Here is a 24,049-nt window from a genome sequence, read left to right as displayed (position 1 = left end):
TCACGAAAAGGCAGAGCACATGGGATACCTTCCTCCGTTCCTGGCGTCCGCGTTCTTGTTCGCCGAGTGGAACTGGCCGCAGCTGATCAGCCTCCTGGGTCTCGCCGCCGCGTACGGCGCGATCGGTGCCAGGAAGCTGCGGCGCCGCAGGCAACGCGCGTTCGCCGAGGGCGCACGGGTACTGGAGATCGCCTGCCCGCCGGAGTCCGGACCCGCAGGGGCGACGACGCTCTGGGGGAACCTGCTCGGTCTTCACCGGCCACGATGGCGGCGGCTCATCAGCGGCCAGCCACATGTCAGCTTCGAGTACGCGTTCACCGGGCGCGATCTGGCCGTGCGCATGTGGGTCCCGGGCACCGTCCCGCCGGACTTCGTCGAGCGCGCAGTCGAGGCCGCGTGGCCCGGAGCCCGCGCGACCGGGCTCGATCTACCTGTATCCCCACTTCTTCCAGCCGGACCGCGCGGCGCCGTCTCCGGCGGCAGACTCGTTCTCGCACGAGGTGAGGCTCTTCCCCTCGCGGTCAAACACGAGGCCGATCCGCTGCGGCCGCTCATCGGCGCAGGCACCGCCCTCAACACCAGTCAAGGCGCGTGCCTGCAAATCCTCGCCAGACCCGCGAGCGCGAGCAGGTGCGCACGGACGCGACGTCGTCTGCGGACACTCGAAGGAAAGCGCGCAACCACCGGTCCAGGCCTGGTCTTCGATGTATACCGGCGCCCGGGCGACTTCATGGACTCCCGGCTACACGCCGACGCGCGCGCGGCTGCGGGCAAGCTCGCCGGCTCGCTCTACGAGGTGGAGATCCGCTACGCGGCCGCCTGCCCAGCGAAGACAGAGACCGCGGCACACGGTCGACGGCGCATGCACCGCGATACCGATCCGGTTGCGGCCGCGGCGGCACGCGGGATCTGCCATGCGATCGCCTCGGCGTCCGGCGTCTTTGCCGACCGCAACCATCTGCGTCGCAGGCGTCTGCGCGACCCGGCGCGCATTATCGCCGCGCGGCAGATGATCCGCGGACAGCTCTGCTCCATCCCCGAGCTCGCCGCGCTTGCGCACTTGCCGTGGGACGCGAACACTCCGGGCCTCACCCGTGCCGGAGCACGCCCGGTACCGCCCGCAACCAGGATCCTCACCGGCAGCGGCTCAGGATCTACTCCTGCGAAGATCCTCGGCGACGCCGACGCGGGACCAGCCCGGCCCATCGCGCTCGGCATCGCAGACGCGCGGGCGCACCTGCACGTCATGGGCAAGACCGGGTCCGGCAAGTCCACGCTGCTCGCGCAGATGATCCTCCAGGACGCGGCGGCCGGGCGCGGCACGGTGGTGATCGACCCGAAGGGCGATCTCATCACGGACCTACTCGATCGGCTTCCGCAATCCGCCCTCTACCGGCCGATCGTGCTGTTCGATCCCACCGATTCAAGGCTGCGCCCACCGCGGGTGAACATGCTCGACGGCGCCGAACCAGACCTCGCCGTCGACCACCTCGTGGGCATCTTCTCCAAGCTCTACGCCAGCTACTGGGGACCCCGCACCGACGACCTCCTACGGGCCGCGTGCCTGACGCTGATCCACGCGAGCGCGCACGGGCACGATCTGCCGACACCCACGCTCGCGGCCGTGCCGGACCTGCTCTCGGTCGCCCCTCTGCGCCGACGCTACGTCAAGCAGTTACCCAGCGAATATGGCGTGCTGCACGGGTTCTGGACTTGGTACGGCCAGCTCTCGGATCCTGCCCGTGCAAGCATCACGGCGCCGTTGCTCAACAAGCTCCGCAGCTTCCTGCTGCGCGACTACCCGGCCCGTGTCGTCGGCTCCGGGCCGACCGACCTCGATCTCGGATCGATCCTCGACGGCGGGATCCTCCTCGCCCGCCTACCGAAAGGGGTGCTGGGCGAGGACGGCGCCCGGTTGCTCGGCTCGTTCCTTGTAGCGAAGACGTGGCAGGCCGCCGCGGCCCGCGCCGGCAGCCTCGGCGCGCAGCGCAAGGACGCGTCGATGGTGATCGACGAGGCGCACAACTTCCTCACCCTCCCGATCGGCGTCGAGGACATGCTCGCCGAAGCACGCGGCTACCGGCTCTCGCTCACCCTCGCCCACCAAGACCTCGCTCAACTGCCGGCCGGAATGCGCGAGGCGATCAGCGCGAACGCCCGCAACAAGATCTACTTCAACGCCTCGCCCGAAGACGCGGCCCGACTGGCCCGGCACACGTCGCCGCACCTGACTGAACACGATCTCGCGCACCTCGGCGCCTTCCAAGCCGCGACCCGGCTGGCAGTCGACGCGTCCGAACAGCCCGCCTGTACCCTCGTCACCCGCCCGCTCGGCCCCTCGATCCCTGGCCGAGCCGACCAGGCGCGCGTACGCGCCGCCGCCACTCAGGACACAGGTTCGGCGACACCGGGCGGCATGTCGTCCGAGGTGCAGGGATGAGCGCGGCCAAGACTACGGCGTCCGCCAGCCGCTACCCCGGCCCCTCCGACGGCATCGCCTACTTGTACTTCCGCACCACGCCGCGCGATCGGTGGCTGCTGGCGATGCTCGCAGAGCATCGGCTGCTCACCGCCGCGCAGATCCAAGCCCTCTGCTTCACCGGCACCCGCACCATGAACATGCGCCTTGCCCAGCTCCGTCAGCTCGGCCTCGTCGACCGGTTTCGTTCCTTGGCCGGCGCGCTGCAGGACGGCCAGTGCTATCGCTATGTCCTCGGCCCACGCGGTGCCGTGCTGGTCGCGGCCGCACAGGACCTGGCACCGAAGGAATTCGGCTATGACCACGCGAAGCTCATGCGGCAAGGCGCCCGCGCCGATCTCCGACACACCATCGGCGCGCGAGACGCGCTCGTCGCCCTAGCCGCTCGGGGCAGGCTGGCCGCGTGGTGGGATGAGTACAGGTGCCTCCCTGTGTGGGGCGACCTGGTCCGGCCCGACGCGTACGGCGTCTACGAAGCGGACGTTACCGAGCCGTTCGGGTTCTTCTACGAGTACGACACCGGCAGCGAACGCCTTCCGCAGCTCACTGCGAAAACCAGAGGCTACGCCCGCTACGCCGCCGCATACGGCGGACATCGGCCGATCCTCTTCCACCTCCCGGATCCAGAACGTGAGCAGGCACTCCACAGGCAGCTCGTCGCCGATCCAGACACGCGCAGGCTGCCGATCGTCACAGTAACTGCCACCCTCGCCGAGCGAAGCCCGGCACAGATCGTCGAACTCGGCAGCCACCTGGACGGCCACGTCTGGCAGATCGTCGGCACTTCTGTGAGGTGCAGACTTACCGATCTGCCTGCCCACTTTCAGAAATCCGGTATCGCACTGCTGGACCCGGCGACCGCCGATCTCGGCGCGCGCTCGCCCGTTCCCCGCGCTCCGCGCATGACCACGGTCAAGACGTGAGCCAGGGAGGAAAGATCGCAGTCGCAGCCGGCATCGGCGCGCTCGTGTTCCTCATGGTTGTCGCGGCGGCTGCCGCGGCACTCGTCACGCTGCTTACCGGTGGCCTGTTCACCCCGGCCGAGGGCGAGCCCGTCAAACAGAGCGCTACCGTCAGCGAGGTTACTTGCGAAGTCGCCGGCGGTATCCACGGCGGCAGCCTGGACCTCGATGCGGCCCAAGCCGGCAATGCGGCCGTCATCCACCAGGTCGCCGTCGACTCCGCACTCCCCGCCCAGGCCAGCGTGATCGCACTCGCGGCCGCGATGCAGGAGTCGGGCCTGCGCGATCTCAACTACGGCGACCGCGATTCACTGGGGCTTTTCCAGCAGCGCCCCAGCCAGGGATGGGGAACCCCGGCGCAGATCATGAACCCTGCCTACGCCGCCACCCAGTTCTACCGCCACCTCCAGCGCGTGCCCGGCTGGTGGCAGATGCCTTTGTGGAAGGCCGCCAACGCCGTCCAACGCTCCGCCTATCCGACCGCCTACGAGAAATGGCAGTCGAAGGCCACCTCGCTCGCGCGTTTCCTTGATGCGCACCCCCACGCGTGCAGCCGAACACAGCTCGGCTGACATTCGGCGTTACCACCGTAAGCGCACGGTTCAACGCGGCCGTTAAGAATCTCTCCGAAGCACGCGGGCACGATGGTATATTCGAATGGATCGGCCGTTATCTATAAAGCGTCATTTGGCGCAGCCTTTGACGGCGGCCAATACCGATGCTCTGTATCCACCAGTCGGCCAGCATCGACACTGAAGGTCCTCATCTCCCCCGCAGGTCTTGTGCCACCGGGATTGAGGAGCGGCCCCCCGTCGCCGCCTCCCTGAGCCCCTCCGTGGCCTCCTCCAACGCCCCCTCCAGGCAATGGGCCCAGCCTTCTGCAAACGAGCACGTCAGCCGGCGATAGCCAGGTGCACATGCCCGGGGCTGATAGGTCGAATCCGCCCTATCTCCGCGGGATCGCCCCGCCCGCACGACGCCCCCTCGGGCGGCCCTGCGCTGTCTGCTGGCCACACCCCTCCCCTTCGCCGCGGCGCAAGGCGAACGCCGGCCTCGCGCCGAGCCGAGGCTTTCGAACCGCGAATTCGAACTGGGATAGCGATTTCTCTGGCCCTAAACGAGGTCGAGCATATATCGCCGAGCAGCCGGAACTTCACCCGAACGACGTACGGGAATTCCGTTGCAATATGCAAAAGAGGCGAGATACGGTCCACGTCGCCGGAAACGACCGGCTCCGGAAACCGGCAATTCAAATCAGAAAGACCGCGCCGGAACCGAACGCCTCTACGCGAAGGAACGTGAAACACCATGACCGAAACCACCGCCCCCGCCGCCTCGCACGCCGCCGACCCCATGGCCGCGCTGGCCGGGCCGCTGCGCGCGGCGTTCACCGCCGCGATGGTCCCGTACGTCACCGGCGACGCCGTCGCCTCCGCGGACCTGAGCGGCATCCTGACCGAAGCGGTCCTCGCCGCCGACCCGTCGCCCGAGCTCATCGGCGCGCTGTGCGACCTGATCACGGGCGCGACCCCCACCACGACGCTGCTCGCGCTCATGCACGAGGCCGTTGGCGTCGCCCTCGGCCTCACTCCGGCAGCGCCGACTGCGCGGACCGCGCGCCCGCCCCAGACCCGGCAGGCCGCGCCCGCCGTCACCCGTTCGGGCGGCCTGCGCGAGCGCATCGCAGAGCTCTTTACCCACGACCCTGCCATGCAGTGGACCGTGACCGAGCTCGCGCACCGGCTCGGCAACAGCTCCGGTGCCGTGGGCGCAGCCCTCGAGCGGATGCTGGGCAACGGCGAAGCGATCCTCGCCGCCACCACACCCAAGCGCTACGCCGCACCCGGTCAGGTCGAGCAGGCCGCCTCCGAGCAGGCTGCCTCCGAGGAGGCGGCGCCCGAAGACGGCGTCGACAGTCAGCCCCGAGACCGTGACGCGGAGGGGGCGCCGGAGACCACGACGGACGAGGCGCCCGACACCTCGAAGGCGGACAGCCCGGAGGCCGAGGCGCCCACCGGCGCGGACACCCCGGCCCCGGCACACGCAGCCCGGCGCAAGGGTGCCAAGTCCGCCGACGCCTGAACCTGCCAGCGCACCGTGCCGCCCCAAACAGGGGCGGCACGGCCTCCGCACCCAAAAGCGCAGTCGCGCAAACGCCACTCCGGAATCAGGAGAGTCTGCCTTGCACCCTTCCCGCCTCACGACAGATGGCGCGCCTCCGGGCCACGCCGACGCAACTGGCCCACGTTCGGATGCCCTGCGTGCCGCAGCCGCACATCTCGTCGTCGCGGCCTACCAGCGCATTCAACCGACATCGCGTGCCGACAGCGGCGAACACGCCTCGCTGACCGAGCTTCTGCGCAGGTACCGGTCTGAAGCCTGCGTCCGCGCCGGGCTCTCGCCCGACCCCCATACCGCAGTCCGCGCCGAGCGCTACGCGTATGCGGCGCTGCTCATCGCCACCGCCGTGCGGCCCGAGGACCTCGTTACTTACCTCGATGCCGTCACGGTCGACCAGCAACGGGCCCTGCTCAACCACGCCCGCAGCCTGCTGACTCACTGACCATCCGAAACCGCAATCCGGCAAGCAGCACACCGAAAGGAACGCCCATGTCCATCCCGCAGCTGTCCGCCCGCGAGGCACACGAGCTCTACACGCTCTGGCTCGAACGCGTCGAGGAGCGCGTCCGCACGGCCTATGCCAAGGTCCACGGGCGCCGCGACCGCCACGCCAGCGACCTCGCCGATCTGAAGCGCGACCTCGTCTCCGTCAACCTCCGCCCGCTCCTCGAACCGGAGTACGTGCCGATGCCCGGCACGCCCCTGCACGCGGCAGTCAACGCCCGGATGTTCCTCGAAGACGCCGAGCAGTACTTCACCTGCGACTCGCCCAAGCTCGCGATCGTCAAGCTGCAGCTCGCGTACGAGAGCGCCCGCATCGCCATCAAGCTCCTCGACGAGGCGGTCACCGGACTTGTTGCCGTACTCCCGCCCTCGTCTCCCGCGCCGGGGATGCCCACGTTCGACTCCGGAGAGCCGGACGGTGGCTGGTTCGTGTCCATCCCAGGCCAACGCCACTAAGCGTGGCCTGCCAGACCTACATCCAAGCCAGACAGCAAGCGCGGACCGAACCCACCTCTAATGGGTTCGGGCCGCGCGCTGTCAGGCTACCTCCCCCTCCACACCTCACGTGGCATCCCACGCGAGGAGAAGGAACACGCCTCAATGAGCGAACAACCGATCTGTCCTGTCCAGCCACCCGACTACGCCCCGCTTATGCGCGACCTCGTCGCTGACGGCTGGAGCATCACCTCGACCATCAACCCGCGCACTCCGCACCTCGTCGCTGCCGTCCTCCGCTGCCCCAGCTCGTTCCTCCGCATGAAGATCGAGCAAAACACCGAGACCGGCACAGCGCGCAGCACCATCGCGACCGTCACAGGGGGCACGAGCGAACCCGCCCGCTGGTACGCCTCGGCAGAAGCACCGCCAGCACGACTCTGGCGGGATGCCGCGCGAGCGGCCTTTCACGCGCAGGCCAACCGGCACGAGCCCCCGCCGTTCCACCCCGGAGCCACGCTCAAAGCGCTCGGCTGGTCCTACGCCCATTCGTGCCAAGACGGCCGCATCGTCGAGCGCTACGCCGACGCGGACGGTACCCGACTTCTCGCGCACCACCACCCGTTGCCCGCAGCCCCCGGCATGTGGACGATCACCCGGCCGGGCACCAGCATCGGGATCGCGGCCATCGCCGCAGAACCCTACGCGCTGCCCGCACTCATCCTTACCCTCGTCCTGAGCGAGGACGCCTAGCCTTCCGCGGTAGGCATCAGGCGGACAACTTCCACTTCGAGTGCGGCTCCGGCCCCGACCCAGTCACCTGGTCGGGGCCGGGCCTTCATCCTCTACGCGATATCGCAGGCGCTTGCGCTCGATCCGGCCGCGTAGCGAAGCGGCGCCTCGCACGTGCACACGGCAAGGCCGAGATCCACCAAGCGCCTGCACGCGTTCGCCACGGCGCCCTGCGAGCGACCACCGAGCAGCCTGGCCAGCTCAACCGGTCCGAGAGATGCCGGAGCCTTCTCCTCCAGCAGCCCTCGAACCTGTTCCTGCAACTGCCCGCCGGCCAGGCGCACCGGACCCGATTCCTCGGGCTGCCTCGCGCCAGAACCCTGGGACCCGCGCTGACAGATATACGGCGCCTCGATCGGCGGGGGAGCCGATGGCGCAGCCGCCATTCGGGCCGTTCTCTTACTTCTCAGGTCCAGGCTCGATGAGTCGTCCAGTGTCGCCTTCCACGCTGCTCGCGCCTCAACGGTGGCGAACCACGCGTCCGGGACCCCGGCCCGCACATCGCCGCGTACCCGCGCCGCCCAACCAGCGCGCTCCAGCCGTCCAAGCACCCGGCCCACCGAGTCCCGACGCGCCCCCGCGCGTACCGCGACGTCCCGGACCGTCACCGGCTCCACGGCCCCGCACAACGCGTCCAAGACCGCCCGCCCGACCGGACCGGCCGGAACAGCCGCCGGGGGCCGCACCGGCCCCCGTGCGCCCCACTCGGCCCCCGTCGGCGTCCCGGCCGTGCCCATCGTTGCTGTCCCGTCTCTGTGCATTGCGGTTCTCTGCTTCCCGTGTCGCTGAGTCCCGGGCCGGAACGGCCCGCAACCGCATGCACGCTCGCACCCGCGGATACGTCAAGACCCTTGCAATGGCATCACGCGGCGGATGCCACCCGATCGGGTGACCGGCGGTAAAGAACCTTGATTGCCCACGGGGGCCGCCGCGGGACGACCACCGAGCGGCCGTCCGGCCGCGACCGGCGACCCGATCGGAAATCCCCCAATGCCCGACCACAATGCTGCCCTCGCACAAGGACCGACGCCCCGGGAGCCTCAGATTTCGACCGGGGAGCTGAGCGTTCACCTCGCGGCCGGCGACCTCGCCGCCGTCTCCAACCTGCGCCGCACCGCGCGCACCAAACTGGCGGCCTGGGCCATCGCCCCAGGACGGACCGACGACATCCTCGTCGTCTTGTCCGAACTGGTTACCAACGCCCTCGTGCACACCGAAGGTCCTGCGCGGGTGCGGCTCGAATGCCGATCTGGTCAAGTCCTCCTGCACGTCAGCGATATCAATCCGGCCGTTCCTGATCTCGAGACCATGCCGGAGATGGAGGCCGAGGGCGGCTACGGTTTGGCGTGCATCGCAGCCGCACTCGCCGACGAGATCACCACATCACCGGAGCCGAGCGGCAAGGGCAACGGCAACGGCAACGGCAAGACAGTCACCGCCGCTTTCAGTATTGCCACGCTGAGCTAAGTGGCCTGCAATAGCAGGGCCAGCCAGGCGCCACCGATCAGAAAGGGCCCATAAGCGAGCATCTCCCCGCGGCCCATCCGTCGCGTCACCAGCAGACACGTCGCGACCACTGCTGCGAGGAGCACGCCGAGCAGCAGACCGGTGACGACGACGCCCGGCCCGACCCAGCCAAGAACCAAGCCGAGAAGCCCAACGAGTCGGACGTCACCGCACCCCAGGCTCGTAAGTCTGTGTAGTAGCCCGAACACGAGAACCAGGACCGTTGCCGCGCCGAGGGCGATACCGAGCCGAGCCCATCCCCCTCCGATAGCAGCAGCTGCCGCAAGCAACCCGAAGCTGGTGGCGGTGACCGGATAGAGGACGCGGTTCGGCAGACGCATCGTCCGCGCGTCGATCACTGCCAGCGAGGCGGTGCCCGCCAGGAAGACTCCGAAAGCCAGAATCTGGAAGACCGTGGAGATCAGCGACGCCATGCCAGCTGATCGTAAACAAGGACGGACGCGAAGCCATCCGCCACGCTGGCAGCTGGATAGGTCTCACCCGTTCTGGCGGAGCTCTCGGGCCGGGACGGCCTACCCAGCCGCGTGATCGAATTCGTATGGTGCGCGGTCACACCGCCGGCAACAGCGCTCCACGGGGCCACTCGCCGAGCCAGAAGGCGATGGTGGACGGCGAATCGACTCCGCACGTTGAACCGTCGTGAGGAATCAATTCCGTCGGTGCGATGTACCCTTCGCCCGGCTCCAGCCGGAATCTCACGCAGGCGAGCCGCCCACCGCCGGCTACGTAACTGCGCACCTGATGCGTATGAGGCTCACGCTCGATGAGGGGCGAGAGCCTAGCAATGTCCTTGATGTCCTGCGTCGTGAGCAGGAGATACCGAGGGCCGGGCCCTAAGTTGATGCCTATGCGGCGGCGGCTCTGGTGGCGGCGATCGAGGGGCATGCGGTCGAAGTTGTCGAGGTGGATGCCGAGTCGCCGCCTGGTGCGGTGGTCCGTCGTGGTGGTCCGCTGGTTCGCGGCGCACTCGGTGTAGCCGAGGAACTGGGCCGGATGGCGGTCGCCGAGCGGCTCGAATCGGTGGACGGCGTCGAGCAGGGGCATCTCCGGCACGCGGACCAGTTCGACGACGGTGCTCGCTTCTGCGCCGGGGAAAGCGTGCAGTCGGGATGCAATCTGGCTGGGCAGAGCGGTCCAATCGTCGGCAGGCAAGAGGGCGACTGCGTCGTAGTCCGGATCGTCGGTCCCGTAGACGACGGTCGTGACGGAGGAGCGATCTTGGAATCGCCGAGAATCCGTGTAGGCGATGCCTATGCTCACACCGATCTCTGCCGTAGGAGTGCGACTCTCATTCATCGCCGAAGGTGACGTCGAGGTCGGCGGTCAACGCTTCGGCGAGCTGCAGTATCTGGGGGCGGTCGATGACAACACTGCGGAGGTTGGCGACGCCTCGTGCCGACGACAGGTCGTTCCCGCGGAGATCGCACCTGTGGTAGATGCCGTGCGCAAACTCCGTGAGGTGCATCGAGCAGCCATCGAACAGCGTGTTCGTCAGGTCGCAGGTGTCGAACTGGGCTTCGGCGAGGGAGCAGCCGGAGAAGACGACGGGGCCGGTGGCCTTGACCCTCTCCATGATGGCGTAGTCGAGCTTGCAGTTGGCGAAGGTCACGTGCTCGAGCGTCAGATCGGACAGGTGAGCGCCGAGCAGTTTGCAGTTGGTGAACCGGACACGGGTGAGCTTGCTCGCCGTCCAGGTGAGCGAGGACAAGTCGCACCCGCTGAACTCGACCGAGTCGCCGCGGACCTCCGTGAAGCTTGCTCGTGAGGTGCGCAGCTCTTGGATCCGGCCGGTCAGGAGCCGGACGTGGTCGAGGTCGAGGCTGCGCAGGCTTGCGCCGTCGAGCAGAAAGTCTGACGTCACCTCCTGCTCGTCGAGCGACGCGACGGGCGTCAGCTTCACGTCGGCGTCGAAGGCCGGCAGTTCGACGGTCGTATCGCGGATGGCGAGTCGGTCCATATCGTCACCTTAGTCGTTAGTTCGTAGCGGTTTGTGGTGATCCGCGACGGCAGTCCAGGCGGCAGCCGCCCCGGGTACTTCCGTGCTCCGGCTACTTCTTGGACCAGTTATCCCAGCTGGGTCGGTTGTCGAATGAGCCGCCCTTGTTGTCCCAGGTCGGTCGGTTGTCGAATCCGGCCATGATTGGTGCTGGTGCGTCCGTCGCGCCGTCGGCGATGAGCTGGAGAAGTTGCGGCGCGTCGGATGCGGCCAGTTCTTGCAGGATGGTCATGTCGTGGCTCCCTTGATCTGGTCGTTCACGGCGTGAACGAGTGCTTGACGGGTGTTGCGGCAGTAGGCGGTTTCCGTGGCCGTGAAGGTCGAGTGCTCGAAGTAGCGGTTCCCTGCCTGCGCGCCGCGGCAGAAGTCGTAGAACTCGCACCCGGTGGCGCAAGCACCGAGCGCCTGGGTGAACTCGTCCACGTAGCGGGCACGGTGGGCGCGGGCGAGCATCGCGAGAAGCCCTTCGGTCAGCGCGTTCCCAAGCACGAAATTCGCGTATTGCGGCGCGTGAACTCCCGCCAGTTCGGGGGAGAGCAGCACGGTGTCGCCGTTCCATGCCACGGTCGGTATCGGCTCGTACAGATGCTCTGACCAGGGAGAAGCCAGAGTCCGAGACTGGCGAAGGAACGAGAAGAGCCGGTCCAACTCACGCACCCGCAGCGATGAGCCCGCCGCCCGGCGGCGCAGCAGCGTGCTCCAGAACTCCTGGGCGTCGCTCGCTGCGATTCCCGGACGCGCGTGGTTGGCGCCTTCGTATTCCTCGATGTTGAAGCCGACGTGCGTACAGCCCAGGTTCTCGAAGAAGTCCGCGAGATCGTCCGCGCGATGAATCGTCTCGGGTGTGACGACCGCGATGGCGCTGAAGGCGATGCCGTGCGATCGCAGCACCTCGATCCCGTGCATAGCGCGGCCGTACACGCTGCGTCCGGACCGATCGCGCCGCTGGCTGTTCGCCCACTCCGGCCCGTCGATGCTGACGCCAACGGTGACCTCGAAGTCGGCGAACATCTCGCACCACCCTGCGGTGATGAGGCCGGCCCCGGTCTGGACAGCGTGGCGGACACGGCCTTCGCGGCGAAGCGACTCGAACGGTTCGAACAGCCTGACGAAGTGCTCAAGCCCGACTGCCAAGGGCTCGCCGCCGTGCCAGACCACTTCGACGCATCCGGCGGAGTCCTGCTCGCGGACACTCGCAGCGACCACTGACGCAACCTCGAGGGGCATCGTGAACCGCTGGTCCTTGGTCGGCAGGTAGCAGTAATCGCACGCCCACGGGCAGAAGGTGGTTGGTTGGAGAACAACGGTGCCGAACGTTCGGCTGATAAATCGGTCGTAGCGTTCCTCAGGCGCGGTGATCTCCATTTCGGCTGTCACGGTCGGTTCCTCCACGCTGAAGTCCGTGTCATCGGATGGAAGCCCTGCAAGCCGGTATGCATCGGCATCAGGCTCCTGAAGCACTTGCCATTCGAGCGGTCCGCGCGTCACGCGACACCACGCGACGCCGGCAAGGGAGATGTCCCCGCTGGCGGCGAGGCAGAACCCGTCGCTACCAGCTCTGATGGCCTGCGCCTCGGACGGCACGCCGTCGAGGAACGTGTGCGGCGGATGCTGGATTCCGCCTCGCATCGTCCAGTCGTAGCGGACCGCGTACGGTCCTTGAAGTCTGCGCATGTGATCAGTAGATCAAACCCGATACGAGTGCGGGAGTAGCCAAAGTAGGAGCCAATCTTCCGCCATACTCGAAGGATGGCATTCGGCGAGCAGATCCGTGATCTCCGCGTGGCCCGGGGCATGAGCCAGGCCGATCTTGCCGCTGAGCTGAACAGACTCAGCGGATGGGACACGATCACCCGCCAGTACGTCAGCCGCTGGGAATCCGACAAGCGCCGCCCTCGGACCGAGCTTCGCCGACATCTGGCACAAGCCCTCGGTGTGTCGGTGTCAGACTTGACCGACATGAACCGTCGGACGCTCCTTGCCGCCGCGCTCCCGCTGTTTGACGCCGCGCACGTCGCACCGATCAGGGAAGCGCTGCATGCGATCGAAGCAGTCACCGGCATCTACGAGCAGACCATGCCCAGTCCCGCCTCCATCTCGCAGATTGAGCGCGATACCGCCGCGATCTGCGCCTGCTTCCAGCAGTCCCGGTACGCCGAACTCGTCAGCCGGCTGCCGAAGCTTCTCGCGGACGCCCAACTCGCCGCTCGCACAACCGAAGCGTCGGACAGGGATCGGGCACGCGCCGCAATGTCGACGGCTTACCAGGTGGCCGCCTCCACCCTGTGGAAGTTCGGAGAGTCGGACCTGGCCTGGCTCGCCGCAGAGCGCGGATTCCGCATTGCAGAAGCGCTCGACGATCCGCTGCTGCTCTCCAACGGTGCTCGCCGCCTGGCTCGCGGACTCATGGCCACGGGACATCATCGGGAAGCGATGCGGCTCATCCGAGCCGACATGGATCGGCTCGACGGCGGGCTCGGTCGCGGGAACGCGGCCTACCTGAGCATCTACGGCATGCTGCCGCTCACCGGCTCCGTCATCGCAGCGAAGCTCGGTGATCTGCAGGAAGCGCGGGCATTTCTTACTGACGGCGAACGTGTCGCGCAGCGCCTCGGTCACGACCGCAACGAGCACTGGACGGCGTTCGGCCCGACCAATGCCGTAATCCACACCGTCTCGGTGCTCGTCGATTTCGGGGAGCATGGGGAGGCGGTCGCCGTTTCGAGGAAGCTTGATCCCGTCGCACTGGCGAAGCTGCCGACCGAGCGTCAGACGAGCCTGTACATCGACCTGGCAAAAGCCGAGTACGGCCGTGGCCGGCACCAGACAGCACTACCGCTGCTCCTGCGCGCTGAGCAGGCAGCACCGCAGGAGATCAAAGCTCGGCCGGCATGCTGCGAGCTCATTGGTGAGATGAGGCGGCACTGGCCGGGGAAGCCGCCCGAGACGCTGGTGGGCCTCGCGGATAGGGCAGGATTACCGACGTGAGCACACACGATGTCGAAAGCCCTCGGCCGCTGCTCTACCTCATCGTCTGCGGTACGCCCCGAACCGGGCAGACCCCGCAGCTGGTGTCGCTGCTTCAGGCGGCGGGCTGGCGTGTCGCGGTGGTCGCCACGCCAGCAGGTCTCGGCTTCCTCGATGTTCCGACGGTCGAGGAGCTGACCGGTTTCCCCGTCCGCTCGGAATACAAGAGGCCCGGCGAGCCCGACGTGCTGCCACCCGCTAACGCCATGGCTGTCTGCCCTGCGACCTTCAACACGATCAACGCCTGGGCCGCCGGGATCGCGAACACGCTCGCCCTCGGCCTGATCACCGAGGCTCCCGGTATGGGCGTCCCCGTGGTGGCGGCGCCCGCGCTCAACCAAGCCCAGGAATCGCACCCGGCCTTCCGGCGAAGTGTCGACGTCCTGCGGTCGTACGGGGTCGAAGTGCTCTACGGGGAGGGCATCTACGTGCCGGCGCCACCCAGGACGGGGGGCCGACCGTTCCCGCTGGAGATTCTGGTCGGTGCCCTCGCGAAGCATCTCGGTGGGTGACGGCACCAAGCCCGGCATCGTTTGCTGAGTCACGCTCACGCATGTAAGTGACCTTGTTCGCGCAGTGAATGCGTCACGCGCTCACCGACTTTGTGGCGCGCGAGACTCGATGCTTCGCTTGATCGAGTGAAATGGCGCACCAGGAGCGATTTTTCCGGGTTCATCCAGTGTCAGCCGGGTTAGGGTACGGAACCGAGCCTGGGCGGGCTGTCGTGGCGAGCGCACGGAGGGAACGTGGCATCGGATGCGTAAAAGACGAACTCGCGTGCTCGCCACGATGACGGTGGCGGTGCTCGGCGCCGTATCCGCGTGTTCTGGTCCGGCAACGAGCATGACGTCGAGTCACCATGTAACGCCCTCCATCCCGGCGCCGACCTCAGTGTCGCCGAGCGGCACGCTCGATCCTCAGGCGCAGGCCGCGCTGGCCGCATACCGCGAGGCTTGGCAGGATCTTGCAATCGTCAGCGACGAGGGCAACTACCAGGATCCGCGGCTGTCGGCACATCTCAGCGGACAACTACTGCTCACCACTTCGCAAGACCTCTATCTCGAGGAGAGCCATGGCATCGCCTCGAAGGGCGCGCCGATTCTTCATCCTCGCGTCGTCGGCGAGAACCTGTCCGCCAGGCCGCCGACTGTGGCGATCGCGGACTGTATCGACTTCCGCCAGTTCGTGCAGTACTACAAGACAACAGGTCAACCTTTTGGCACGGCCCAGAAGGGTATGAGCGCCGACCTTACGACGATGAGCACCGTAACGGGCGTATGGTCCGTCACGACACAGAAGATGCAGGCGGACGGCTCGTGCACCGCATGATTGCCGGTGCCACGGCACTCGCTTGGGCACTGGGCGCACCTGCTGGCGCGCTGGCCGATTCATCGGGCCCGAGCGGCTCTGCGACCTGCTTTAGCGGGCAATCGCGCTGCCTTGTCGATGCGGTGGGATTGAGCCAGACACCCTCACCTCACGCGGCGCCGGCGGCACATCCGGCCTCTCCTGATGCGCAGAGCACTGACCAAAAGTCCATGCAGGCGATGATCGCAGCGTGCCGAGCGACGTACTCCTCCCCGTCAGCGCTGGACACGCCGAAGTCCAAGGGTGGCTGGTACTACACGCCATGCGCGCACATGCTGGGTGTCGCGGCCGCAGGGGCAGGGCCGCTGACGTTCGTTCCCGACAGAACGATGGATCCGCCGGTGCTCCTTCTGGCGTTCAGGGCTGAACGGGAACTGCGGCTTCCGGCGCCCGCGATGCTCTCCTCACCCGGGCCCTCGGCTGGAGTCCCCAAAGTGGTCAACCTCCCGACGTGGGCGTGGGTTGACCACAGGGCCTGGGCGCCCGTCTCGGCCTCCGCATCGGTGCCCGGCGTAACGGTGACTGCGGTAGCGACTCCGTACGAGACAAACTGGTCCTGGGGCGATGGATCGCGGTCTACCTGCTCCGGCCCGGGAACGCCCTACGCGGCCGACGTTTCCGATCCGGGCCGACCATCCCCCGACTGTGGCCATACCTACACAGCGACATCGAAATCGGGCGCCGGAAGCTGCGACACGGTGACCGCTGACATCTTGTGGCGGATCTCGTGGTCGGCGTCAACGGGACGATCGGGAGTCTTCCCCAGCATGACGTCCAGCGCATCCCAGGACTGGCCAGTCGAGGAGATCGACGCGCTGGCGGTCCCCGGCCAGTCGGCGTAGCAGCCTCCCGCCGCACTTCGCATTCAGTCGATCGATCCCTGCAAGGAGTCTTTCTCGTGCTGTCCTTCACTCGCGCGACCGAGCTTCTGCGCACTTCGTCTGCCGTCAGGTATTCGGCTGCCGGTGTCGCGGTGGTCGGTGGGGCCATGGGCGCAGCAGTGCTGGGTTCGCCAGCCCACACGCACGTCCTGGTCGCCTCCACCGATCTTCCGGCGGGCAGCGTGCTGACCGCGGCGGACTTCAAGGAGGTCGATGTAACGCAACCTGGCACGCAATCGCTCTCAGCAACACAGGAGGACGCGGTCGTCGGTCGCCAACTGAAGATCGAGCTTCCGGCCGGCGCCCTCCTGCTCCCCGCCGACCTCGGGACGTTCCCGCCAGCGGGGTACGCGCAGGTTTCTCTGCTGCTCCACCCCGGCCAGTTCCCGCAGGATCTGCAGAACGGACAACGCGTCGGCATCTACCCGATGAGCAACACCGAGGACGCAACCGAGGCTGGAGCATCGTCCGCAGCCGGGAGTCTCGCCTCGTCGGCCGCTGCGCCGCTGACCGGCGAAGTCCTGTCAATGTCTCCGACGTCAGACTCCCAGGGCGGGACGGTCGTGGAACTGCTGGTCCCTGCCGCCCAGGCGCAGTCCGTAGCGACTGCCGCAAGCGCCGCACTCGTCGGCTTGGGCGCGGGTGGGATGTGAGCGTGGACAACGTGCTCGTCTCCCCGACGGCGATTCCCGAGCCGGACGGAGCGCTGGCCTACCGGCTGCCGAGCGCGCTGGAGGAAGATCTCGCGCAGCAGCTGAGTACGCACATCATCTCGATCATCGCGGCGCAGGCCCGTGAGTCCGGTGTCATCCTTCCGTCGCAGCGCCGGGCGGAAGTGGTCGAATCGCTCCTCAGCGAAGAGCTCGATTCGTTCGCGGCCGCGTGCCTGCGAACAGGATCTGCTGGTCTATCGCCTGGCGGGCAGCAGCGGGTGGCCTCGCGCGTGCGTGCGGATGTGCTGGGCTTCGGCCCGCTCCAACACCTGCTCGACGACCCGGATATCGAGACGATCAACGCGCAAGGCTGCGATCGCGTCTTCACGATCCGCGCGAACGGCGTCCGCCAGCGCGAGCTGGCTCTAGCCGCGGACGACGACGCATTCGTGGAGCTGATCCGGTCCCTAGCGAATTCGGGCGGACAGGAACGGCGGTTCGACAAGGCCGTCGCCCAGCTGAACGCGCAACTGCCGGACGGGTCGCGGCTGTTCGCCTCGATCGGAGTGTGCAAACGCCCCGTCTTGTCCATCCGCCGGCACCGCCTGGCGGACACGACGCTCAAGGAGCTGGTAGCGAAGGGCTTGTCTGGTGAGGAACTCGCCGCATTCCTCGCCGCCCTCGTCGGAGCACGCTTCAACCTGCTGATCTCCGGCGGAACGGGAGCAGGCAAGACGACGCTGCTTCGTGCGCTGGCCGCCGAACTGCCGGCCACCGAGCGACTCGTCATCATCGAGGACACCTACGAACTCGGGTTGGACGAGCTCGAACATCGCCACGCGGACGTCGTCTCCTTCCAAGCCCGCGAGGCGAACACCGAAGGCGAGGGCCGGGTCACCCAGGCTGAACTGGTGCGCTGCGCGCTTCGCCTGAGCCCCGACCGCGTGCTCGTCGGCGAGGTCCGGGGCGATGAGCTGGTACCGATGTGCAACGCGATGAACCTTGGGCTGGACGGCTCGATGACGACCGTGCACGCCTCGTCCTCAGGACAGGTCTCACAGCGGCTGATCAATATCGGGCTGCAGGCTCCCGAACGGCTCTCACCCGAGGCCACGGTGGCGCTGGTGGCGTCCGCGGTGGACTTCATCATTCAGCTCGATCGCGCCGACGACGGCGTTCGCGTAATCGGCTCGATCCGCGAAGTCTGCGGTTCGGAAGGCGCGCAGCTGACGACGAACGAGGTCTACCGTCCCGGGCCAAACGGGCGTGCACGCTACGCGACCCGCTGCGAGCAGCGCACGCTCAACCGGCTCGAGGCTGCAGGCTACGACCTCGCGACCTGGCGGAAGGTGACGGTATGAGCCTCCTGACGATTGCCGTGTGCGGCGCGGCGTGTGGAGGCGGTTTGGCTCTCGTGGCGCTCACGATGGTCCGACCGAAGACAGTCGTCCGTGCGAACGCGCCGACCCGGCGTGAGCCAAGCGCAGGCCGCGCGCCTCGGCCGTTCTCGTCGCGGCGTGCACTGCTCGCCGTCATCTCCGGCTTCGTGCTGGCAGCGGCGACCAGTTGGGTTGCCCTGCTGCCCATCGGTGCCGCGGCAGCGTTCTTTTTGCCGCCGATGCTCAAGAGCGACGGAGGGTCGGCCGCGTTGATCGCACGGATCGATGCGATCGCGACGTTCACCGAGCTGCTGCGCGACACACTGGTCGCGGCGTCCGGGATCGGCCAGGCAATCACCGCTGCTGCCGCCAGCGCCCCCGAGGAGATCGCCCCGGAAGCCAGGCGACTGGCCGCAAGCATCGGCGACCGGCGGGTGCCGATGGTTCAGGCATTGCGCGCCTTCGGCGAGGAGCTGGCCGACCCGACTGGAGACCTGGTGGTGCTCTCGTTGATGTTCGCGGCGCGCCACTCCGCTCGCGATCTCGCCTCGCTCCTCTCCAGCCTCGCCGGCGCTGCCCGAGAAGAGGCGGCAATGCGAACCCGGATCGAGGTCGCCAGGGCCCGAAGCCGCACCGCGGTCCGCATGATCATCGCGGTGACGCTCGGCCTCGGCGCGGTTCTGTACGCCCTCGACGGATCGTTCCTCGCGCCTTACGGAAGCGCCATGGGCCAACTCGTTCTCCTAGCGATCGGCGGTTTGTTCGCGACCGGCTTCGCCTGGCTCGCCAAGCTCACCCGGCCGCACCAAGCTCCGAGACTGCTGCGTGCCGCGCCCCCCGGCGACGCAAACGTGTCGATCCCAGCGCCACGAGCAACTCCTGCGACCAGCCCGGCCCTGGGAGGCTGACGTGCTCGCTCTCGCCGTTTGCGGCGCGTCGATCGGCGCTGGTCTGGCCTTCGCGGTCGGCAGCATCCTGCCCCGTCGCACGGAGCAGCTTTCGGACGCGACCCCCGAACCGTATGCGCCGGCAAAGCGGACCACCGCCGCGTCAGTGACGATCGACTCAGGTCCGCTCACCCGAGCCGCCGTACCGCTCGTACCGCTCGCCCAGCGGCTCGGCCTGCCTCGCCCGGCCCGCCGCAAAGACCTGGACCTGCTGGAACGAGACGTGGCGACACACCTCGCAACGCAGATCGCCACCTCCGCGGCGCTCGGGGTGCTCGGCATGCTGTTCGCATCCGCCCTCACCCTCGGCGGGCTCCATATCCCGACCACCTACATGCCGCTCGCAATCGTGATCCCGGCGCTCTACGGGTTCACCGCACCAAACCAGCGTCTCAAAGCCGAGGCAGCAGAGCACCGCGAGGCACTTCGCCAAGCGACCGGCAGTTTCCTGTCACTAACCTCCATCTGTCTGGCCGCAGGCTCATCGCTCGAAGAAGCGCTCACCGCGGCCGCCGACGCCGGCGACGGACCTTCCCCAAGGCAACTGCGTGGCGCGCTCGCCTACGCGAACGCCGCGCACACCCCGGTCTGGAACGCCTTCGCCGACCTCGGCCACCGAGCCGACGTCGCAGAGCTCAAGGAACTCGCCGCCGCCGTCAACCTGGCTGGCGTCGAGGGCGCACGCCTTCGCGCCACACTCGCCGCGAAGGCAGCCACCCTCCGCTTCCGCCTTCTGTCCGCGCGGGAAGCAACCGAAGCCGCCACCACCGAAAAGACCGCTCTGCCCGTCGCGCTGCTGATGACCGGCTACCTACTCTTCGTCGTCTTCCCCGCAGCCTCGACCGCTCTGCAATCCCTCTAGAACAGCGAGAAAACCACCATGAACCGCTACAACCCGGCCGACGCCGCTCTGAGCCTTCTCCTCCGCGTCCGGCGCATCGTCGACACGATCACCGAATGGTCAGCAGAGCAAGCAGAACACGCCGACACTGAAGCCGAACGCGGCAGCTACTCCACCGAGTTCATCGTGGTCGTCGCGGCCGTCGTCCTGTTCGCCGTTGCGGTCATCGCGATCATCGCAAAGAAGGTCACCGACAAGGCCAACGGGCTCAATTTCTGAGCCCGACGCCTCCGGAACAGCACGTCGACATGCCCTTCCTGCACGCGACCAGACGCCGCGAACGCCGTCCACAGGCTGGGGACGAGCGCGGCTCAGTCACGCTTGAGTTCACGCTCGTCGCCGCCACCTTGGTTGCGCTGACCCTTGGTGCGATCCAACTCGCGCTGGCCGGCTACGCCCGCGAAGCCGCGTCCTTCGCCGCCGACGATGCGCTCACTGAAGCCCAGGCGTACAACGGAAACCCGACATCAGCACGCGCTCTCGCAGTGGAGATGCTCGGCCAGTTCACCCAAGCACTCACCGATCCTGCGGTCACAGTCCGCCGCAGCGCGAACCAGGCCAGCGTCACCGTCACCGGCAGCGCCGTCAGCCTGCTCGGCTACACGCAGACCATCACCGTGACCGACTCCGGCCCGGTCGAGCGATTCGGAGCGGGCGGATGACGACCCATCGGGGTTCTCCCCCAGAGCCTGGCAGCACGACCGCCCACCATCGGCACCGCGACGAGCGCGGCTCCGTCACCCTCGAGATGGTCATCGCGGTCGTCCCGCTCGCCGTCATGCTCCTTCTGCTCACGACCGGCTTCATCCGCCAAGCTCACGTCCGTGACCTAGTCGACCAGGCGGCACAACAGGCCGCCCGGGCCGCGAGCCTCGGCCCCGGCTACGGCGACACGGCCCGAGCAAGCCAGGCCGCCAGCCTCATCCTCGCCGGCACACACGGATGCTCCACCCCACGCGTCAGCCTCACTCGCGACCCAGTCGCAGACGCCGTCACCGCCGACGTGTCATGCACCGTGGGACTCGGCGACCTCTTCGTCGCCGGGTTCCCGGGCCACCAGACGATCAGCGCGTCAGCCACCTCGCCCCGCGACGTCTACGCCCCGGGCGGCACCCCATGAGCAAACACGCCGACCACAGTGCGCCGGACGACGCAGAACGCGGCTCGGCCACCATCTTCTTCCTCATCGCCTCCACCGCCGTCCTGCTCGCCATCGGCCTGCTCGTCGATGTCGGCGAGACCCTCGCCGCGAAAGCCGCCGCCGTCGAACAAGCCCAGCAAGCCGCCCGAACCGGCGCACAGCAACTGAACACCGACAGCCTCCGCGCCGGAACTCTCGTCATCGACCCGGCCCGCGCAGCTGCGGCAGCAGTGGCCTACCTACACGACCAAGGCGACACCGGCAGCACCACCGTGCGCGGTCACGACGTCGTCGTCCAGGCACGGCACGTCTATCACAACCGCATCCTCAGCTTCTTCGGGCTCCACCAATTCACGGCCACAGCGACCGGCACCGCCGCCCTGGTCTCCGGCATCGCCAACCCCGGCGATATCAACGTGCCACACCTGCGCGGCACGGGAGGAGCACACCCATGACTCCAGCCCAGCCATCCAGCTCGCCACAGCGGGCCGCAACCGCAGTGGTCTACCTCGTCGTCCTGGCCGCGCCCGTAGGGTTCGCGGACGCAATGGGCAATCCGATTTTGCACACGCTCGTCTATGCACAACAGGCGCAGCTGTGGTCGAACACTCTTCTCACTGACCCGTCCTCCGCTGTCGATCTGTTCGTGCAGCTGGTGGTCGATATCGGGTGGCTCTTGTGGGCGCCTTTGGCGCTCATCGTCCTCTTCCACACACTGTGCACGCTGCTGCGGATTCCCACGACCGTCCTTCCCAGGCTTCTGCTACGCCTCACTCCGGCAGCCGCCGTCAACGGCGTCGCCCTCGCCGCCGCATCGGTCGCCCAGGCCCACTCCGGCACCGCACATGCAGCAATCAGCCAGCAGGCGCACGCCGTCGAGTTCCAGGGCCGTGGCCAACGCGCGAACCACGTTGCTGGCGCTGACTTCCACACCATCACGCCCGGAAAAGGACACGTCGTCGAACGCGGCGACACGCTCTGGGCTATCGCCGAGAGTGCTTACGGCCGCGGCCAGGACTGGCCCGAGATCTATGCGGCGAACCAACAGCGCTCGCAGCCAGACGGGCACCAACTCAACAACCCGGACTTGATCCAACCCGGCTGGAAGCTGACCATCCCCGACAATCCGGCGGACGATCCCGCCGCAGGCACCGTCCGGTCGGCGCCCAACGGCGCCGCCGTTTCGCCGAACGCGGCTGTCACCACACCGGCCACCACCGGTGGGGTCACAGCGGGCACAGTGGGCCGCCCCGGCCCGCAAACCGCTGCCCCCACCGTGCCGGGCCCCGGACGGGCCGTAACGGCCGGAACCGGCGCGACAGCACCCGGCGCGTCCGACCCGGACATCCCGGCGCCCGCCGCCACGAACCGCCCCACCCATGCCGTGCCGTTCACGACCGGATGGCATCTCAGCGGTGGCGGATACGTCGGGATCACCCTCCTGTCCGCCGTCGCCACCGCCTGCGTCGTCCTCCGCCGTCGGGCGCTGCGAGCCGGTCGCACGGCGGAAATTCCGGACGTCGCCCGAGCCATGGCCACGATCGCCGGCCAGGCTGAGAACGCCGCGGAAGCAGGTTGGGACCCCGAGCTCGAACTCCCTGGCGCCAGCCCTCCGCCGCTCTACACCCCACGCCCCAGCGAGATCATCCACGGCACCACCCGCGACGGCGTCGACGAAGCAGTCCTCGACCCAGGCCAACTGCCGCTGACCGTCTACCACGGACCCGGTGCATGCGAAGCTGCGGCCGCGCTCGCCATCAGCACGCTTGCCCCCGAGGGTTCACACCGACTGATCACCACCGCCAGCCTTGCCCACGAGCTCATCGGCGCAACGGAGGACGACAAGACTGATCCCGGATGGCTGAGCCTCGCGCCCGACGCGGCATCAGCTCTCCAGCAGGCCGCCGATGCGCCGCCGACCGCGGCACACGGCACAACCCTCCTCATCGCAGAAGCGGGCGACGTCACCACACCACAGATCACCAAAGTGCTCGGTGGCCGCAACGATCGGCTCGCTCTGCTGCTCCTCGGAACAGCAAGCCACGTGCAAGCACTCTCGCCTACCGTCGTCGAGATCGACCACAACGGCCTGCCGCACAAAGCCAGCGGACCACGGGCCGCCGCATTCACCGGCACCCGCCTGCACACGCTCCCCCGCGCCAGCGCGGCAGACATCTACCAAGTGCTGCACAACGCCAGGTCCGGCCAACAGGTCGAGCCGCGCATCCCAAGCCAAGCCTTGGGAGAAGGCCGCGAACCCGGCGGCGCCGGCGGAGCCCAGCACGACTTTGAACCCGCCGACGAAGACCACCTCGCCGGCGCCAGCGTCACGCCGCCTGCTCCCCGTTCGCATACGACCGCGCGCCCACTCGAACTGCGCATTCTCGGTCCCTTGCAAATCGCCAACACCGACGGCGACACCCTCGCGTGCCCCGGATACCGCCAAGCGCAACTGCTAGTCTACCTCGCCCTTCACCCGCGCGGCCGAACACTCGAACAGATCACGGCGGAGATCTGGGACTCGCACAACACCAGCGGTGCCAACACCGCCATCCACCGCGTCCGCGAGTTCCTCACTCGTTCCATCGCGCAGCTCGCACCGGACCTCGTGGCAGCCAGTGGCCGCGAAGCCCAGCCGATCATCCGCACCGAGCACGGCCTCTACCGCTTCAACCCGAAGCTCGTCACCATGGACCACGCCGCCTTCAGCCAGCTCGAAGCCGTTGCGCGCCGCGAGCATTTCCACGCCCGTAAGGCCGAACTCGCCGCTCAGGCCCTCGCGCTACTTCGAGGAAGCCTGGCCGAGGGCCTGCCCGAGAAGGACCTGGAGTGGCTCACCTCCGCGCGTAATGACCTCGATGGCCGAGCAGCCGCTCTCCATGTTGCCACCCAGTTGCCTACTCCTTGAGCTGGCCTGTTCCGAATCTCGATAGAGC

General features: G+C 67.9%; 26 protein-coding genes. 20 read left to right on the top strand and 6 right to left on the bottom strand.

Annotation, left to right across the window (positions count from 1 at the left end; translation table 11 throughout):
- The first annotated feature begins 19 nt into the window (after positions 1–19).
- From ACTRO_RS26060 to ACTRO_RS26030, 7 genes are all read left to right on the top strand, one after another.
- A complete protein-coding gene (locus ACTRO_RS26060; protein ID WP_051451406.1) occupies positions 20–2,440 on the top strand; it encodes a type IV secretory system conjugative DNA transfer family protein in 2,421 nt (806 codons plus the stop codon).
- Positions 2,437–3,402: a replication-relaxation family protein gene (locus ACTRO_RS26055; protein ID WP_051451405.1), complete on the top strand. Its 966-nt coding sequence runs from the start codon at positions 2,437–2,439 to the stop codon at positions 3,400–3,402. The genes ACTRO_RS26060 and ACTRO_RS26055 overlap by 4 nt, the downstream gene beginning before the upstream one ends.
- Positions 3,399–4,013, top strand: coding sequence for a hypothetical protein (locus tag ACTRO_RS26050; RefSeq protein WP_051451404.1), 615 nt, complete (start codon positions 3,399–3,401; stop codon positions 4,011–4,013). The genes ACTRO_RS26055 and ACTRO_RS26050 overlap by 4 nt, the downstream gene beginning before the upstream one ends.
- A gap of 736 nt (positions 4,014–4,749) precedes the next feature.
- The gene (locus ACTRO_RS26045; RefSeq protein WP_034267156.1) at positions 4,750–5,523 is read left to right on the top strand and encodes a hypothetical protein; all 774 of its coding nucleotides are present in this window, start codon (positions 4,750–4,752) and stop codon (positions 5,521–5,523) included.
- Positions 5,524–5,623: 100 nt separating this feature from the next.
- Entirely contained in the window at positions 5,624–6,004 is a 381-nt protein-coding gene (locus ACTRO_RS26040; protein WP_034267153.1) for a hypothetical protein, read from the top strand.
- Between the two features lie 47 nt (positions 6,005–6,051).
- The gene (locus ACTRO_RS26035) at positions 6,052–6,522 is read left to right on the top strand and encodes a hypothetical protein (RefSeq protein WP_034267150.1); all 471 of its coding nucleotides are present in this window, start codon (positions 6,052–6,054) and stop codon (positions 6,520–6,522) included.
- A gap of 144 nt (positions 6,523–6,666) precedes the next feature.
- Entirely contained in the window at positions 6,667–7,254 is a 588-nt protein-coding gene (locus ACTRO_RS26030) for a hypothetical protein (RefSeq protein ID WP_157436451.1), read from the top strand.
- A 92-nt stretch (positions 7,255–7,346) separates the two neighbouring features.
- Here the strand turns inward: ACTRO_RS26030 and ACTRO_RS26025 are convergent, their stop codons facing one another.
- Positions 7,347–7,577 (bottom strand): hypothetical protein, encoded by a 231-nt coding sequence (locus ACTRO_RS26025; protein WP_034267143.1) that lies wholly within the window; start codon positions 7,575–7,577, stop codon positions 7,347–7,349.
- A gap of 706 nt (positions 7,578–8,283) precedes the next feature.
- Between ACTRO_RS26025 and ACTRO_RS43920 the strand changes: the two genes are divergently transcribed.
- Complete coding sequence (locus ACTRO_RS43920) at positions 8,284–8,760, top strand: ATP-binding protein (protein WP_051451403.1); 477 nt, start codon at positions 8,284–8,286, stop codon at positions 8,758–8,760.
- On the opposite strand, the gene ACTRO_RS26015 is transcribed toward ACTRO_RS43920, so the two are convergent.
- The 5 genes from ACTRO_RS26015 to amcB form a co-directional block, all read right to left on the bottom strand.
- Positions 8,757–9,233 (bottom strand): prepilin peptidase, encoded by a 477-nt coding sequence (locus ACTRO_RS26015; RefSeq protein ID WP_051451402.1) that lies wholly within the window; start codon positions 9,231–9,233, stop codon positions 8,757–8,759. The two genes, ACTRO_RS43920 and ACTRO_RS26015, sit on opposite strands and share 4 nt — an antisense overlap.
- 136 nt (positions 9,234–9,369) lie before the next feature.
- On the bottom strand, positions 9,370–10,080 hold the full coding sequence (locus ACTRO_RS26010; RefSeq protein ID WP_034267140.1) for a hypothetical protein: 711 nt from the start codon (positions 10,078–10,080) through the stop codon (positions 9,370–9,372).
- Positions 10,081–10,108: 28 nt separating this feature from the next.
- Entirely contained in the window at positions 10,109–10,777 is a 669-nt protein-coding gene (locus ACTRO_RS43915) for a pentapeptide repeat-containing protein (protein ID WP_051451401.1), read from the bottom strand.
- Positions 10,778–10,868: 91 nt separating this feature from the next.
- Positions 10,869–11,048 carry a multiple cyclophane-containing RiPP AmcA gene (gene amcA / locus ACTRO_RS26000; protein WP_034267136.1) on the bottom strand — a complete coding sequence of 60 codons (180 nt, stop codon included), beginning with the start codon at positions 11,046–11,048 and terminating at the stop codon, positions 10,869–10,871.
- On the bottom strand, positions 11,045–12,490 hold the full coding sequence (amcB, locus tag ACTRO_RS25995; protein WP_211244412.1) for a cyclophane-forming radical SAM peptide maturase AmcB: 1,446 nt from the start codon (positions 12,488–12,490) through the stop codon (positions 11,045–11,047). The genes amcA and amcB overlap by 4 nt, the downstream gene beginning before the upstream one ends.
- A 75-nt stretch (positions 12,491–12,565) precedes the next feature.
- On the opposite strand from amcB, the gene ACTRO_RS25990 reads away from it, so the two are divergent.
- The 12 genes from ACTRO_RS25990 (at position 12,566) to ACTRO_RS25930 (ending at position 24,021) form a co-directional block, all read left to right on the top strand.
- Positions 12,566–13,804: a helix-turn-helix transcriptional regulator gene (locus tag ACTRO_RS25990; RefSeq protein WP_034267132.1), complete on the top strand. Its 1,239-nt coding sequence runs from the start codon at positions 12,566–12,568 to the stop codon at positions 13,802–13,804.
- The gene (locus ACTRO_RS25985) at positions 13,801–14,355 is read left to right on the top strand and encodes a flavoprotein (RefSeq protein ID WP_245594487.1); all 555 of its coding nucleotides are present in this window, start codon (positions 13,801–13,803) and stop codon (positions 14,353–14,355) included. Before ACTRO_RS25990 ends, ACTRO_RS25985 begins: the two co-directional genes overlap by 4 nt.
- A gap of 265 nt (positions 14,356–14,620) precedes the next feature.
- Positions 14,621–15,172 (top strand): hypothetical protein, encoded by a 552-nt coding sequence (locus ACTRO_RS25980; RefSeq protein WP_034267124.1) that lies wholly within the window; start codon positions 14,621–14,623, stop codon positions 15,170–15,172.
- A 937-nt stretch (positions 15,173–16,109) separates the two neighbouring features.
- Positions 16,110–16,745, top strand: a complete 636-nt coding sequence (locus tag ACTRO_RS43910) for an SAF domain-containing protein (protein ID WP_051451399.1) — start codon at positions 16,110–16,112, stop codon at positions 16,743–16,745.
- Between the two features lie 2 nt (positions 16,746–16,747).
- Positions 16,748–18,106, top strand: coding sequence for a TadA family conjugal transfer-associated ATPase (locus tag ACTRO_RS25965; RefSeq protein WP_245594486.1), 1,359 nt, complete (start codon positions 16,748–16,750; stop codon positions 18,104–18,106).
- The gene (locus ACTRO_RS25960) at positions 18,103–19,032 is read left to right on the top strand and encodes a type II secretion system F family protein (protein WP_063628076.1); all 930 of its coding nucleotides are present in this window, start codon (positions 18,103–18,105) and stop codon (positions 19,030–19,032) included. Before ACTRO_RS25965 ends, ACTRO_RS25960 begins: the two co-directional genes overlap by 4 nt.
- A 1-nt stretch (position 19,033) precedes the next feature.
- Entirely contained in the window at positions 19,034–19,933 is a 900-nt protein-coding gene (locus ACTRO_RS25955) for a type II secretion system F family protein (protein ID WP_051451397.1), read from the top strand.
- A gap of 18 nt (positions 19,934–19,951) precedes the next feature.
- Complete coding sequence (locus ACTRO_RS25950; protein WP_034267118.1) at positions 19,952–20,191, top strand: hypothetical protein; 240 nt, start codon at positions 19,952–19,954, stop codon at positions 20,189–20,191.
- Positions 20,192–20,220: 29 nt separating this feature from the next.
- Positions 20,221–20,634 (top strand): TadE/TadG family type IV pilus assembly protein, encoded by a 414-nt coding sequence (locus tag ACTRO_RS25945; protein ID WP_034267116.1) that lies wholly within the window; start codon positions 20,221–20,223, stop codon positions 20,632–20,634.
- Positions 20,631–21,092: a TadE/TadG family type IV pilus assembly protein gene (locus tag ACTRO_RS25940; protein ID WP_051451396.1), complete on the top strand. Its 462-nt coding sequence runs from the start codon at positions 20,631–20,633 to the stop codon at positions 21,090–21,092. The genes ACTRO_RS25945 and ACTRO_RS25940 overlap by 4 nt, the downstream gene beginning before the upstream one ends.
- The gene (locus ACTRO_RS25935) at positions 21,089–21,568 is read left to right on the top strand and encodes a pilus assembly protein TadG-related protein (RefSeq protein WP_051451395.1); all 480 of its coding nucleotides are present in this window, start codon (positions 21,089–21,091) and stop codon (positions 21,566–21,568) included. Before ACTRO_RS25940 ends, ACTRO_RS25935 begins: the two co-directional genes overlap by 4 nt.
- Positions 21,565–24,021: a LysM peptidoglycan-binding domain-containing protein gene (locus ACTRO_RS25930; RefSeq protein WP_084316527.1), complete on the top strand. Its 2,457-nt coding sequence runs from the start codon at positions 21,565–21,567 to the stop codon at positions 24,019–24,021. The genes ACTRO_RS25935 and ACTRO_RS25930 overlap by 4 nt, the downstream gene beginning before the upstream one ends.
- The last annotated feature ends 28 nt before the right edge of the window (positions 24,022–24,049 follow it).

Origin of the sequence: Actinospica robiniae DSM 44927 (assembly GCF_000504285.1) — a bacterium.
Taxonomy (GTDB): domain Bacteria; phylum Actinomycetota; class Actinomycetes; order Streptomycetales; family Catenulisporaceae; genus Actinospica; species Actinospica robiniae.
Note: the sequence above shows the minus strand (reverse complement) of the source record. Positions and strands in the feature narration are given on the sequence as shown.

Coding starts and splice junctions, on each gene's coding strand:
- ACTRO_RS26060 (WP_051451406.1), top strand. CDS start 20: ATGGGATACCTTCCTCCGTTCCTGGCGTCCGCGTTCTTGTTCGCCGAG.
- ACTRO_RS26055 (WP_051451405.1), top strand. CDS start 2,437: ATGAGCGCGGCCAAGACTACGGCGTCCGCCAGCCGCTACCCCGGCCCC.
- ACTRO_RS26045 (WP_034267156.1), top strand. CDS start 4,750: ATGACCGAAACCACCGCCCCCGCCGCCTCGCACGCCGCCGACCCCATG.
- ACTRO_RS26035 (WP_034267150.1), top strand. CDS start 6,052: ATGTCCATCCCGCAGCTGTCCGCCCGCGAGGCACACGAGCTCTACACG.
- ACTRO_RS26030 (WP_157436451.1), top strand. CDS start 6,667: ATGAGCGAACAACCGATCTGTCCTGTCCAGCCACCCGACTACGCCCCG.
- ACTRO_RS43920 (WP_051451403.1), top strand. CDS start 8,284: ATGCCCGACCACAATGCTGCCCTCGCACAAGGACCGACGCCCCGGGAG.
- ACTRO_RS26015 (WP_051451402.1), bottom strand. CDS start 9,233: ATGGCGTCGCTGATCTCCACGGTCTTCCAGATTCTGGCTTTCGGAGTC.
- ACTRO_RS43915 (WP_051451401.1), bottom strand. CDS start 10,777: ATGGACCGACTCGCCATCCGCGATACGACCGTCGAACTGCCGGCCTTC.
- amcA (WP_034267136.1), bottom strand. CDS start 11,048: ATGACCATCCTGCAAGAACTGGCCGCATCCGACGCGCCGCAACTTCTC.
- amcB (WP_211244412.1), bottom strand. CDS start 12,490: ATGCGCAGACTTCAAGGACCGTACGCGGTCCGCTACGACTGGACGATG.
- ACTRO_RS25990 (WP_034267132.1), top strand. CDS start 12,566: ATGGCATTCGGCGAGCAGATCCGTGATCTCCGCGTGGCCCGGGGCATG.
- ACTRO_RS25960 (WP_063628076.1), top strand. CDS start 18,103: ATGAGCCTCCTGACGATTGCCGTGTGCGGCGCGGCGTGTGGAGGCGGT.
- ACTRO_RS25950 (WP_034267118.1), top strand. CDS start 19,952: ATGAACCGCTACAACCCGGCCGACGCCGCTCTGAGCCTTCTCCTCCGC.
- ACTRO_RS25945 (WP_034267116.1), top strand. CDS start 20,221: ATGCCCTTCCTGCACGCGACCAGACGCCGCGAACGCCGTCCACAGGCT.
- ACTRO_RS25940 (WP_051451396.1), top strand. CDS start 20,631: ATGACGACCCATCGGGGTTCTCCCCCAGAGCCTGGCAGCACGACCGCC.
- ACTRO_RS25935 (WP_051451395.1), top strand. CDS start 21,089: ATGAGCAAACACGCCGACCACAGTGCGCCGGACGACGCAGAACGCGGC.
- ACTRO_RS25930 (WP_084316527.1), top strand. CDS start 21,565: ATGACTCCAGCCCAGCCATCCAGCTCGCCACAGCGGGCCGCAACCGCA.